Consider the following 12,891-nt stretch of genomic DNA (forward strand, 5'->3'; position numbering starts at 1 on the left):
TACTTCTAAGACAAAGAACCTTTATAAGTTCCTGGAAGCATTGCTATTACTGCCTTCAATAGTACTTTTAACAAATAAAAACGAACTAACAAGTCTAGTACTCAAATAAAAACGAAATATTATTAACTAAATCATATAAAAACAAAATCAACATGTTAAAAACATATATATACATATCTTTATCGATCTGTAGTATCTATTAATTCATAAAAAAACACATATTCTATGAACCAACTCATCTTATAAATACGCTCCAGAAATTTGTGAATAGATATCCACTATAATCTTTAGTTATCCTTACTACTAACGATTTCCACTAAAGTTACTATGTATTTTTGAGAATTGAATTATAGATATTAAGTAAGTACACAGTTTAGAGTAAGTTTTTTTATGAATTTATTTAAAGAAAAAGACAGAAAAGTAATTTGCTAAGATCTTAATACAATCTACTACATAAATAGTAAGTACCTGGACAGTTATAATAGAAGAGGGGAGAAGGAGCTTTATTAATGAGGCAACGACAAAGAGCCCTGCTACATTTCAATTTTTATAGAGGGCTAAATCTAGGCAAATCTAATTACATACTCTTCTAGCTTGAAGCGATTATCTACATCTGGCATAGTTTCAACCGGGTTAAGACGATCTACTTCTCGTAGCAGCTCTTTAATGACAGAATCAAAAGATTTACCTTTATTTAATTGTTTCAAGGCATTATCCTCAAGTTTTAAGTACTCTTGAGGATGAACTCGTTGATGATATGCCTTATTTCTTACAAGGTCCATCATTGGAAGTCTATTTAATTTATGTTCCGATATGTAATCTTCCAAGGTGAATTCAGCCGGTTTAGAGTAATGAAGTAGTAAATGTTTTCGAGCTTTCTTGAACATATACCTGATTTTCTGCAGGCTGTAAGCGCTAAGAGCGTTTGCAAATTCAAAAAGGCGATCTTCTTCATTTACTCCATACACATCCGGTGCGATCCAATCGTAGATTCCTTCTTTAACAGCGGTCCCACTTATTAGTGAGCGTGTTTTAATTCGTGATTCGAAAAATGCAAAATCAGAAAGCTTAGGTAACTGGTACTTTTTCTTTACATAGTTTTTAAGACGCTCAATGACAAACCTGGTAATCGTCTTACCTTTAGTCTTTAAACTATCTAATAGCTCATGGAAAAGATTCTCGTAGTTCTCTGTCATATACTCTTTGAGACCAGAACTCTCCAGCAACTCTTCAAGAAAACCAGCGAAGCGACGATACTTAACCTTAGGTTTAATCGGAAAGTGATAGTGGGTTCCTTCTTCGTGCTTCATTACATAAGAAGGATGAAGTTGAAATTGAGCTTTGTAGAACCGTCTTCTGTGTTTTTCGATTAACTCCCTTTCAGGTACTGGTACAATGAGAGGGACGTTATTACCCATTTTAACGCTTAGAAGGTCCAACAATATTGTCTTTACATCACTTGCTTGCTTTTTATGAGTAAGCTGTTTGAGACCGCGAAACATAACATTTTCATGGTCGACGTTATCCATTTTCCTTGTGAATGTTTTCCCCACGTCACTACCAGTTTGCATAAGAAGTGCAAAATAGATCTTCTTATGTGAGATAGACATATTAGCGAAGTCTTGGGAGAAAACAACTGGATGCACGACAACAAAGCGAGGGTTTTCCTCGCCTTTTTTGATATGTTGAAGTTGTAGATCGAAACGTCCATTGAATCGACGCGCCTCATATGTAATCAACCCATGCAACTCTAGTTTATGTAGAGAATTAATAAGATCTTGGAGAGAAATCGGGTCTTCAAACCACTGACATAGAGCCTCATGAAGAGCGGAATGTGTAACATTCAAAATACGATATGTAGTCGCATGAGAAACAGCATGCAAAAGAAGAACCGTCTGAATATCAGCATTAGTAATATGATTCATTTGACGATACCGTTTTTGATGCCCACTTTTGGTGATGAGAAACTTTTCTTCCTTGCGATGGAAGTTCTGTTCAATGTTATAGAAAGCAACCATAAATGGGTGGTAGAGTACGATCGGCTTTGTAGGTTGCAGTTCATCACCAAATCCATTCTTTAAAAATAGCATCGATTTCCCTCCTTTCTATATGAATAACTTTCCAGTAATAAATGATACGAAGAGTATAACAAAGCGAGAAAATTGCACATGGTCTCTAATTAGAATGTCCATTTCAAAACGGACATGGCTATAAAGACAGTCATATCAAGGGTTTGAGGACAATTTGATATTTTTTTTAAGTGAACGGTAAAGTCCACTTTCAAGGTCTAAAACGGACAAAAACGGACACAAATATAAACTCCATTTGTTTAATCGAGCCTTATAAAGCCTGCTGGAATAGGACTTGATAATTTTATGAAGGTAATATAGTGAACAGTAAAGTCCATAAAATGTCGAAATTAGGTGAACGGTGAGATCCATTTTAATGTGCAAAGCACTTGTTTATAGTGAACGGTAAAGTCCACCTAAATGGACATTCAATGAAAAACGGACATTACGATCTAACCGAGTAGTGAGCGATAAAGTCCACTTAAACGGTCAAACGGACATTTTCTGTAATTAAAGTGCTGTTAAAACAAGGTTTTCGAAAATTATGGTGAACAGTAAAGTCCATAAAAACGGACAAACGGACACAATGTGATTTTAAAATAGTGAACAGTGAAGTCCATATATGTGCATAAAACGGACAAAAAGAGTGAACAGTGAGTTCCGTTCTGTCCGTTTCAGCAATTTGTTAGGTGAATGGTAAAGTCCATTTAAATGGACATCGGACAAAAAATTAATAAATACGTCAAGTTGTGCCTCCTATTATGCTTGAATTGAACTAAAAGGTTCTAACTCTGGTAGATGGCATTTGAGTATATAAAGGAATGTAAAAATAAAAATTAGTGATCAACAAGTTCCGTTTTTTGTACACTTGCACAGGTTTTATTTTCCATTTTTAGTGAACAGTAAAGTCCATAAAAATGGACATTTGCACATTTTTTACGAAATGCACAGGGAAAGATTGTTAAAATATAAACCTTATCTATCGGATAAACCCCCTTCCATCAATGTTTTGAACGTATTTACACTTTAATCGTTCTAGAATACTTAGTGAAAGGTAAGTTCCATTAATGTCCGCTTTAATAAAAAGTGCACACGAATATCCATGTACTTTATTAGGTTGAGTGAACAGTAGTGTCCGTTTACGTTCGCTGTCCGTTCTATTAAAATGGAATTAGTTAAAGTGGAGGTGTTAAGCCTTGTTACTTACAAATAAGGATGAAATATCAATCCGTGAAAAAATCACGATAATCAATATGACCTTTAAGGGTATGCCGAATGTAACAAATACATGGATCGCTATATTAAATGGAGAGTCTGGTAATGACAGTTCTTCTCTTAGTGCATTCGAAGTATTATTAAGCCAATTGATTGAAGAGGGTTATTCGATAGAAGATATTATGAATAGTACTGATTTGCAGCTAAAGATCAGTGATGGGGTTATTCCGTTTATTAGAAACGAATTTGAATCGTTGGACTATGTAGTACAACGTGAAAAGGTAGCAGAACTAAGGCAACGAGAATATCTAGAATCAGGTAATACTTTTGATTACTATCATATTCGAGATTCAATCTCTAAAGGGAACACTTATATAAACAAGGAAGAAGATGTCCTTGAATTTAAAGTTAAAAGTAAGAATAGCGAAACAGAAATTGTAGGCCGTATAGACAACTGGCGTACGTTAGAGAAGAAATATGGTGAGATCCTATTAGATGATTTAACAGCTGATGCACTAGATATTATCACCATCTTTCTCTTGAAGTTTCAGGTGAGTCGAAAGAGTGATTTTCTTACGTTTCATTGTGATGACGCTCTTAATATGAGGGCTATTGAAGGACGGAGTGAAAAAGAAGGATATCATTCTCGTTTCAACACTAAGACTCGTGTCGACATAATGAAACGCCTCGAAGTTCTAGCAAACATTTCGTTTGTGACTCAAAAGCGAAATGTTAAAGAGATAAGCTCTGATGGGACGGCAGGTAAAACTACTGAATTCTTACGAAAACAGCCGCTGTTTGCAGTAAGAGATCAAACCATGATGAAAGAAGAAGGAAAACACCTTGGGATTTATGAATTTGAAATTTCGCCTAGTGATTTCCTGTTTGAATCTTTGACTGGCGAGAAGAAAATTATCACTGCCCAGTATGCTAGTAAAATATTAAACTTTGATCCCAAAAAACAGAAATATCACAAACGATTAGCTCGTTATCTTCATTGGCGATGGGGACAAGAATACGAAAATAAGCAAAGCGTATCCCGTATTACCACATCAGTAGGGAATTTATTGAAACAACTAGATTACAATGAACATCAAGGTAATCCAAAACGAATCAAGGATGAGTTTGAGAAGATTCTGGATGAACTAATGGGTGTAAGCACAAAGAAACTAGGATTTGATACAAAGGTTATTAAAGATTGGGAGTATGAGGAAGAATCTCAATTGGAAGGATCTCCTCGAGATTGGCCAAGAAATTGGATGAATGATTACTGGGTAAAGCAAAAGGTTTGGATTGAACCACCTAACCAACTTTTTGAATCTAGCATCCTTAATGACAGTTCGAGGGATCATCAGTTATTAGAACGAACATTGAAGTTAAGCAAAAATAGAAATACTAAAATTGATGTGGACTCAACGGATTCTTACGAACAGGGACATTCAAATAAACAAGAAGCTTTAGAAAATGTAGGAGACATCATTCTCGACATAAGAGCTCGTTTAGGTATTAAGCAAATTGATGCTGCAAAAGAAATGGGAATTCCCCGCACAACTTTGGTGCGAATAGAAACTGGCGAAAGCAAAAATCCGCGAGCGAATACTATGAGGAAAATTGAGTCGTGGATAACCAAATATTCGTAGTTAGCAGGTGAGGATGGGTGATATAAGCCCATCTTTTTTGCTGTTCACCATTAAATTATACAAATTGCTGTAAAAGGAGTTTTCTTATTAATACTTATCCAACAGAGAAGCAGAAATCTTATATTGAAGATTTGATACATATTCTCATAGACCACCTAGAGTTTTTAAACGAAGAGGGCATTCAATTCTTATTAACTGAAGAAGGTATCTTGAATGTACAACGAAGGTTTTTAGAGATTGATTCAAATGAAGAAGTTGGGGAGTTAATTCACAGTTTAAATACTGTTATCTCTCCCCTTAATATCATTTGCATGAGCATAAAATTTAAAAAGGAGGGACGAATGGATAAAAGGAGAGAGGTGACCGAAGATTACTATAGGAGACATCTATATGGGAATCTAAGAAGGCAATATGAGTTACTCTCTAAATATCTGTCCCTGCCTTTGTTTAGCTTTGTTCATGAACACATATTAGTAAGCCTTAAGTAAATACTTTTTCCAATTCACTACGTGATAGTAAAAAAATATGTTTGTTATAATTGTATAAACGTAATGAACCTTCAATCGAGGAGGGGAGAACATGCCCTATGGATACACTACCTACATGGAACGAGAAGGGTATAGTACTGAGACAATAAAAAGCTACGTTAAAACGATAAAAGCATTCTTTAAGTACATCGACTTTAAGTACGAGAAAAATAAAGAAGTCTATGAGATAACACCAAAGGATGTTAAAACATTCATAGATACATGCTTAAATGATGGTCATAGTAAAATGACTTGTAATAAGTATCTATCAATCTTAAAGAGCTTTTTTGATTACTTGTGGCAAGTGGACAAAATTGCAGCTGATCCAACTGTTAAAATTAAACGGTTGAAACTTGAAGAAAGCAAAAGAGCAGAGGTCACTTATCAACGGTTATTAGATATTCTTCCAGAAGTGTTAACTAATCCTACGTATAGTTCACTACGTAAAGCTATATATGTACTGACACTAAAAGGATTAAGGCAATCGGAATTCCACTTTCTTAAAGATGACATAGAAGATAGTGGGGAAGAAGTTATCATTCATTTGAAGAAGCATTCCATTACTTTAAGTGGTCTAGAAGCAGAAGCGATGCTCTCATACTATTTTGAGGCGCAGTTCAATGAAACCCCTTATATGTTCACAACCAAAAAACATGATTCATCTATTGTACCTATAGAAGTTATGTCGATTTATACGCACATCAATTCGATCTCAGATGATTACAACCTTCCTAAAAAATTGAACCTGAATATGGTTAGACACGCATATGCTCATCACCTCTATACAAAAGAGAGAGTAACCATAGAAACAATCGCTGACCTATTGGGGATTAAGCCTGCTAGTGCTGCTCAATTGGTAAGGATTAGTCTTAATCGATATAATACTAGTGAAAATAGTCTTGATGTCTCAAGTGAAACAATAGTAGAATGAATATACAATATAAACGTCGGGGAATCCCTCCCAAATAACACACAGACCATGCGATCATGCTGTGTTTATTTTGGGGGGGATTTTTTTGTTTATGGAAAGGAGTGGACTACAAGTGCTTGGAAGTGAACTAGATAAAAAGGATTTGATTGTAGCAGCCTTGATAGGGGAGGGGTATGTCGATCCTTTTATCGCGAACAATCAATTGGTTATCCCATTTGAAAAAGAAAAGTCGTATTATCTATACAATCTGCTGAAGGGCAATTCCTACAAGGAAAAGATTAAGTTTGAACCTAGAAGAGGACAGTTCAAGATAGATATAGAGGAAGATAGTAATTTAATTGAATCCTGGCACGAAAATGGCCAAAAGGTATTTAAGAAAGAGTATGCATCTAAGCATTTAACTTTTCGATCGATTGTTACGGCAATAAATATATTTGGAGAACGAAAAATTGAGGGTATAACAGTACCTTCAACAATCCCCGAGCAATATATTAAGACTCTCTCATATTGCATCCAGCGAACCTTAAATCTTACTGTTGTTTCTAGTAAGAATAGCATTAAGATTCCAGAAGTCCCACATTTATTTCTAGAAACGTATCAATACGTAGATACATTCGACAGCACAGAACTATTAAACTTCTTAACTAAAGCAGAGAAAAGCAAGCTATTAGAGATCAGTAACAGAAAGAGTGATGAATTGTATGTTTAAGAGTAAACTGCCTTTTCTTTTGCTCGCCTTTACAATCACCGTTGGCTGCAGTAGCAAGCTTTTAGAAGAAGGTCAAAAAGTAGAAGCTGAATCGAATGAGAAAAAAGCAAATGAAGAAGTAGAAGAGATGGAACAGAAAGAACGCGAAAAATTGTATAAAGAAATGGAAAAACCCATGAAGGATATATTTTCTGAGAACGATTTCGAGGAAGTCAATGAGCTTGTGGTAAAGAAGGGGCTGGAATTAAAAGAATCCTATAAGGACGGAAATGAATTTGCATTATTTGCTGGTAATATGTTGTTTAACTTCCAAGCGCGAGACATTTCTCCTTCAGCTTTTTACGATTTTCTAAAGCAATATGGTAGTAAATCCATTCAAGAAGGTCTTCAGCAGAACAGAGAAGACGCTATTACTAGCTATAAAAATGTTCAAGCGATATACAAAGAGAGTGAACAGCAGCCTAAATCGTATCAATTATCAGAAGTGCAACAATCAGATGATTTACGTGAAGCCTTTTTTTATCGAAAGATTGTGACTACCCAGGGTGATGAAGAGTACTATCTCACGACCATCAGGAAGGAAGACAATCACTGGACTTTCCAAGATGATAGTCCTTCGCCTCCTTACGAAGCCATAGAAACAATAAAAGAAGAGAAAGAGGGAGATAAAAATGGCAAAAACAATTGATGTTGAAGAAGTTAGAAACTATACAGAAAACAAATTAAAGGCACTATTCCAAAACGATAAAGAATTTAACGTTCAGTTTATGAGAATGTTTGAATTTTACCGTAAGAAATTTGACGGTCTCATAAAGGAATCTTACAGAGAGGAGTTTAAAGACCGTCTTTTTACTATAGTAAAAAGTCAGTTCTTCAGTGGTTACTTCATTATCAGAGAGTACTTAGAACATGAAAGTGGATATATAGAAGATGAATGGTTTCTACAGACAGAGGGACAGATGACTGCACAAATACCGGAATTGATACGCCAAATCAGTTCAGGCGATCATGAAGAAGTCATAACAACCCCTGAAACACAACAATTTACCGTTTGGGCGATTCAAACGTTTGAAGGCGTACGTTCTCTTATTAAACAAGCAGCCTTTGATATCGCGTGTCTTGGAGCACGACAAGCCTTATTAGATGAAAGACTACTAAGAGGTTTAGAAAGCTTTGAAAAAGCAACAGAGGGACTTGTAGCACCGTTTAACGAATTAACTTTTATATCTCCTCAAACTTATTTATCGGTCGCTTTAATAACGGACAACGTGGAAAAATGGGATCTTCATTGGTGGGACTCACTTAATAAGCAAACTTCAAAAAATGGCGAAATCTGTATGATAAAGGTAGAAGGTAATGAAGAAGAACCTTTATTTGTACTGGATGTTTACTTAAAGAGTGAAATCGAAGGCACAGAAGCTACGGTTCTGGTCGAAAACATCTTAACTAATGTCATGGTAAGAAATAACCTGACCCGCGAGTATGTTCAACTTAACTTCGCTATTGTAGAAGAATTCTATATATATAGCGCTAACTAAGGTATACGTATGATATCTAGAGAATAAGATGATACAATTGTTGCACCATCTTTTCTTTAGTTGAAATTTAGTATGTTAATAATTGCAGCGATTTATATGGCTAAAAGTACACAGAAGATTGTAGTAGGGCAAGCCTTAATGTCTAGAGACACAGTAGGCGACTTCTATCATGAAACAGCGCTAGAAATGATTATAGATGTGTCTGATTAAGAAATGAAAACAAAATCATTTTAAAGGAGAAGACACTTTAAACTCAAGTAAGCAACTTTAACATGCAAGGCACGATTTATACCAAGAGTTTCCTGAATATAAGGAGGCTCTTTTTCTTTTGTTCAAAAGGGGAATCAAATGGCGGTTGCAGCGTGAAATCGAGTGAACAAATCGTACAAGCAACGAACAAAGCTTCAGAATACTCTTGTGCTTTTATTGATTGCTGTAAACTGATAAACGATGCTAAACAGGAACGTCCGGGAAAACGAGAAGATAGGAAAGCCAAAGAAGGTGCATTATTGGGTTAATTGAGCCGATCTAGAGGAAAAGTGAAACACAAAAAGATATTCATATCAGTATTTCTGACCAATTTGGTTCACGAATCGGTCGGCAAGAGTATAAATCAGTTTTAAAAAAACCGTTTCTGGTTCTAGCCTTATGGATCACAGGTACAGTTTTAAGGGTAAAAGTGAATGATTGGATTTATACAACTGGCCGCATCGGTATAACGACTCCTATATCGTATAGACAAACATCGAATATGTCTTCAAGTGTTATGGACATACATGCTGGTGATTATTATCCTTCAAGCACATATATTTCTGGAGAAACAGAATTTTGGAAATATAGCACTAAATTAAATCCTTATGAAGGAAATTGGGGATGGAACAAAATATTGTTAAATAGAGTAGTATTTCGTGATTATTCAGCTTATTTAAAAGAGCGTACAATCTCTCATGAAATGGGGCATGCTTTTGGGCTTAATGATAATAATTCCAATCCAAATACAATAATGGCTCAAGATCAATATAGTACAAAGTATAATAATGCCCAACGTGACGATGCTAACGGAATAAATTTCTTATATTAAAAAAGGGGAGATTATTATGAAAAAGTCATTTATTATAGCTCTCTCATCTATAATTTTATTGGGTAGTGGAGTAGGTTTTGCTGTACATTATAATGATAACATAGTAGCTTCAAAGACTTCTAACACACTTGCCACTAACTTAAACGAGAATATTAATTCAAGTGCGAAAGCTTCTACTTACAATGAGAGTAACAAACAAAACGAAGAAATTCCTGAGGTTAAGACTATGGCTAATTTCACCAGAGTATTTAATAGTTTGGAAGAGCTAGTACAAGAATCTGAAATTATTATTGAAGGTAAAGTTCTAAGTACTTCTTCATTTGATTATTTAACAGATGGCGGAAATAGAGTTTATACTAAGTCAGAAATAAAAGTAACCAAAGTTTTCGCTGGTTCCATAAAGCCTGGTAAGGAGTTAATATTTGTTGAACCAGGTGGAGTTACTACATATGGAGCTATGGGAATTAGAGAGAAGTTTAAAGACGTACCTGAAGAGGATTTAAAAAAGAATGTAAAAATAATATTTAATGGTGTTCCCAATATGAAACCGAATGAAAAAGTAATATTATTTGGTGTAAGATCTGACATACAACTACTTGAAGGCGATTACTTTATAACGTTAGGGGCCCATCAAGGTAAACTTAATAATAAAAATGGTAAAGTCTCTAGACATGTCCCCGTAAATGATTCTGAATATTCTTCACTAAACTTTTCAGAAGAAGGATTAGAAAAAGAATTGAAAAAACTAACAAAATAATTAATTTAATTAGTCGCTAACCAGAAAGTCAGTTAAAACTGATTTTTTGGTAGCGCTTTTTCTCGTTTGACTAATGACCGTGTTCATTTCATCATAAAGAGGTGGTATGAATGGCTAAAGAGGAAAAGAAGAAAGCTTTGATCGAACTGTATAACAAACACAAGGGAAAAGAAATTCCTAAGGTTGATCCTCCTAAGCAGGACCCTTTTAAGGTCGAGCAACCGAAAATGAACTACCCAAAGCGTCCTCGTTAAAGAGGAAAGTTAGATTAGAAAGGAGAGCTATGTTTGGGAAAAATTATAGACCTACGAAAAAAACAAAAATACTTCATTTAGGTGATAGAAAGGAGAATCTGAAGAAAAAAATTAGAAATTCTAGAAAAGAAAAAACAAAAGCTTGAACAATTAAAGAAAAGCATAAATAATGGCAAATAACTTGATTCTAACTACCGCTTAACGTTTAATTACGAGTTCAAGTTTCTCGGATAAAATCACCTCAAATCGATAACGAAACCTAAATAAAAGGATAACCAGCCCTTGTTATGGACTAACTATCCTTTAAATTTCTATATCGTACTTCCCAAATTACTTTCAAATTGTACACTTTGCATGCTACTTTCTTTGGCATTAAAGAAAGTGATATGTTTCGATACAGTATTACTTTCTAATATCTCCGATAAATAGCTTCCTAGAGTCCAGGTCGCCATCCTATTCGTCATAATCCTTTGTCTATCATGAGAGGCTATATTACTGCAAGCCACCTCCGACGGAGCAATCTCATCCTTATCTTCCATCATTTCTGGAAATACTTCTAAGACTGGTGGTTGTAACGTTTTTTCTTCTAATTTTACGCCACAAACGACTTGTCCACTCCAGCCCGAAGCATCATACTCATCTTTTTCTGCTTTAGTCCACTCTGTCATTGGACGACGAGGGAAATCAACTGGCGTTGTAGCCGATCCATTCCCGCTGTCCAGTAAAATCATCCTATTTACTTCATTGAATAATTGATTCATAACCTGTCTCGTAAAGTTATTATCAACCGCACCAATTAGTATTGGTAAAATGAGTCGACTTGAATAGAAGCCTCCGATGTTATGATAATCTGTAGAGAAGAGGCTCAATAGCGTGTCTTTATCCTCAATGTAACCTTTTGTATAGCTTGATATCGGAAAATTGTATGCTACACGATACCGTTTTGCTAAAACATCAGCTTTAGCTCTTCCCACGTCTTGTCGAAGAAAAAGTTGGTTGTCTAAATTCTTCACTTCTACGACATCTGGATCTGCAATTAAATAACTTCCTTCAACATTTGATGAAGATAAGAGTTGTGCAATCTGTTGAACGAGAGCAGCCCCGGTGCCTCCAGCACCTACCTGCACAATCACAGCATAAAGAGACCTGTAAGAACGAATACCATGATTAAGTAAGTCAATGACGTGGCTCATCTTGCGACCTCCACAACTGATAAGTCGTGGTTTATCGTGACCACATCAAAAGGACTCTCAAACAGTTTCCCCGCATCCAATACGATATGTTTCTCATTGGTCATATCAAATGTCCTTACAGTTATGTCTGGTAAGAACTTATGCGTATTCCCTACAATGGCATAGAGTAGAGGACCTCTCTCACTTTCATTATCCTGCTGAGAGGGAAAGGGTTGCATCGTGTGATGAGAATGAATTTCCATCACCTTCACCCAATGATTCTCGATGGCTTTTACAGCTGACGTTTCTGGATGTTCCGTAACCACTACCCATACAGGATGAGCGAGTTGCTGTGGAATATCTAACGAAAACGTCTGATCATTTGGATGGAAGTAAACATCACCATGAACTTCAATTCCACTTTCATTAGAAAATTTCTTCGCGATAGCGATAAATTCCTGCAGGACACTAAAAGGGATCTTCTTAAAAGGAGAAGAGGACCCCGAAGTGACGGGCTCCTCCAAACAGTTTCCTTTCTTCTTCCCCTGCAAGATTATGCTCAAAATATTCTTTTTCTTTAGCCATACTACCATTGCTCCAGCATCCATGACAGGAAAATGCTTTTTCAAACGTTTCTTTACTTCCGCTTCATCGATCTTTTTATATGAGATCTCTCCAGTTTCTTTATCCTTTCTTTCTAGCCCATCCGTAATTTCCTCAACACTAAAATAATCCGTAATGGGTGCCTGCTGAGTATAGAAGTAAACTTGCGTCTCAAGGTTCAAATCATACTCTTCCTTTTTAGTAGAGGATGATCCGCTGCCTTTGTTTGACTGTCGTGCTTCAGCCAATTGCTTTTGCGCTTCTTCTGCCTTTCTTTTTCTCTCTTCTTCCTCTCGTTTCTTCTGTTCAGCATACTCATCTTGAATATCGAACATTGAGAAGATATTAGTTTGGTCTACAGCTTTATTATTAGTCATTATAGGTTCCTCCTAAGG

11 protein-coding genes are annotated in these 12,891 nt (G+C 35.7%); 8 read left to right on the forward strand and 3 right to left on the reverse strand.

The features are described 5' to 3' along the window. Nucleotides 1-563: 563 nt before the first annotated feature. Nucleotides 564-2,090, reverse strand: coding sequence for a hypothetical protein (locus ACXADT_RS22795; RefSeq protein WP_474835045.1), 1,527 nt, complete (start codon nucleotides 2,088-2,090; stop codon nucleotides 564-566). A gap of 1,175 nt (nucleotides 2,091-3,265) precedes the next feature. Here ACXADT_RS22795 and ACXADT_RS22800 point away from each other — a divergent pair. The 8 genes from ACXADT_RS22800 (at nucleotide 3,266) to ACXADT_RS22835 (ending at nucleotide 10,721) form a co-directional block, all read left to right on the forward strand. Next, on the forward strand, nucleotides 3,266-4,924 hold the full coding sequence (locus ACXADT_RS22800) for a helix-turn-helix transcriptional regulator (protein WP_474835043.1): 1,659 nt from the start codon (nucleotides 3,266-3,268) through the stop codon (nucleotides 4,922-4,924). A gap of 579 nt (nucleotides 4,925-5,503) precedes the next feature. Continuing rightward, nucleotides 5,504-6,382, forward strand: a complete 879-nt coding sequence (locus tag ACXADT_RS22805; RefSeq protein WP_474835041.1) for a tyrosine-type recombinase/integrase — start codon at nucleotides 5,504-5,506, stop codon at nucleotides 6,380-6,382. 85 nt (nucleotides 6,383-6,467) lie between these two features. Next, nucleotides 6,468-7,091: a hypothetical protein gene (locus ACXADT_RS22810; protein ID WP_474835039.1), complete on the forward strand. Its 624-nt coding sequence runs from the start codon at nucleotides 6,468-6,470 to the stop codon at nucleotides 7,089-7,091. Beyond that, nucleotides 7,084-7,779 (forward strand): hypothetical protein, encoded by a 696-nt coding sequence (locus ACXADT_RS22815; protein ID WP_474835037.1) that lies wholly within the window; start codon nucleotides 7,084-7,086, stop codon nucleotides 7,777-7,779. The genes ACXADT_RS22810 and ACXADT_RS22815 overlap by 8 nt, the downstream gene beginning before the upstream one ends. After that, nucleotides 7,763-8,629 (forward strand): hypothetical protein, encoded by an 867-nt coding sequence (locus tag ACXADT_RS22820; RefSeq protein WP_474835035.1) that lies wholly within the window; start codon nucleotides 7,763-7,765, stop codon nucleotides 8,627-8,629. The genes ACXADT_RS22815 and ACXADT_RS22820 overlap by 17 nt, the downstream gene beginning before the upstream one ends. 679 nt (nucleotides 8,630-9,308) lie before the next feature. After that, the gene (locus ACXADT_RS22825; protein WP_474835033.1) at nucleotides 9,309-9,710 is read left to right on the forward strand and encodes a hypothetical protein; all 402 of its coding nucleotides are present in this window, start codon (nucleotides 9,309-9,311) and stop codon (nucleotides 9,708-9,710) included. Nucleotides 9,711-9,726: 16 nt separating this feature from the next. Continuing rightward, nucleotides 9,727-10,467, forward strand: coding sequence for a hypothetical protein (locus ACXADT_RS22830; protein ID WP_474835031.1), 741 nt, complete (start codon nucleotides 9,727-9,729; stop codon nucleotides 10,465-10,467). Between the two features lie 110 nt (nucleotides 10,468-10,577). Further along, a complete protein-coding gene (locus ACXADT_RS22835) occupies nucleotides 10,578-10,721 on the forward strand; it encodes a hypothetical protein (protein ID WP_474835029.1) in 144 nt (47 codons plus the stop codon). A 311-nt stretch (nucleotides 10,722-11,032) separates the two neighbouring features. Here the strand turns inward: ACXADT_RS22835 and ACXADT_RS22840 are convergent, their stop codons facing one another. Both ACXADT_RS22840 and ACXADT_RS22845 read right to left on the reverse strand, forming a co-directional pair. Then, nucleotides 11,033-11,914, reverse strand: a complete 882-nt coding sequence (locus ACXADT_RS22840) for a ThiF family adenylyltransferase (protein ID WP_474835027.1) — start codon at nucleotides 11,912-11,914, stop codon at nucleotides 11,033-11,035. Beyond that, nucleotides 11,911-12,873 (reverse strand): Mov34/MPN/PAD-1 family protein, encoded by a 963-nt coding sequence (locus ACXADT_RS22845; RefSeq protein WP_474835025.1) that lies wholly within the window; start codon nucleotides 12,871-12,873, stop codon nucleotides 11,911-11,913. Before ACXADT_RS22845 ends, ACXADT_RS22840 begins: the two co-directional genes overlap by 4 nt. Nucleotides 12,874-12,891: the final 18 nt, after the last annotated feature.

The sequence above is a fragment of the Anaerobacillus sp. ABR4_321 genome, assembly GCF_056158505.1.

Coding starts and splice junctions, on each gene's coding strand:
- ACXADT_RS22845 (WP_474835025.1), bottom strand. CDS start 12,873: ATGACTAATAATAAAGCTGTAGACCAAACTAATATCTTCTCAATGTTC.
- ACXADT_RS22795 (WP_474835045.1), bottom strand. CDS start 2,090: ATGCTATTTTTAAAGAATGGATTTGGTGATGAACTGCAACCTACAAAG.
- ACXADT_RS22830 (WP_474835031.1), top strand. CDS start 9,727: ATGAAAAAGTCATTTATTATAGCTCTCTCATCTATAATTTTATTGGGT.
- ACXADT_RS22840 (WP_474835027.1), bottom strand. CDS start 11,914: ATGAGCCACGTCATTGACTTACTTAATCATGGTATTCGTTCTTACAGG.
- ACXADT_RS22815 (WP_474835037.1), top strand. CDS start 7,084: ATGTTTAAGAGTAAACTGCCTTTTCTTTTGCTCGCCTTTACAATCACC.
- ACXADT_RS22835 (WP_474835029.1), top strand. CDS start 10,578: ATGGCTAAAGAGGAAAAGAAGAAAGCTTTGATCGAACTGTATAACAAA.
- ACXADT_RS22820 (WP_474835035.1), top strand. CDS start 7,763: ATGGCAAAAACAATTGATGTTGAAGAAGTTAGAAACTATACAGAAAAC.
- ACXADT_RS22805 (WP_474835041.1), top strand. CDS start 5,504: ATGCCCTATGGATACACTACCTACATGGAACGAGAAGGGTATAGTACT.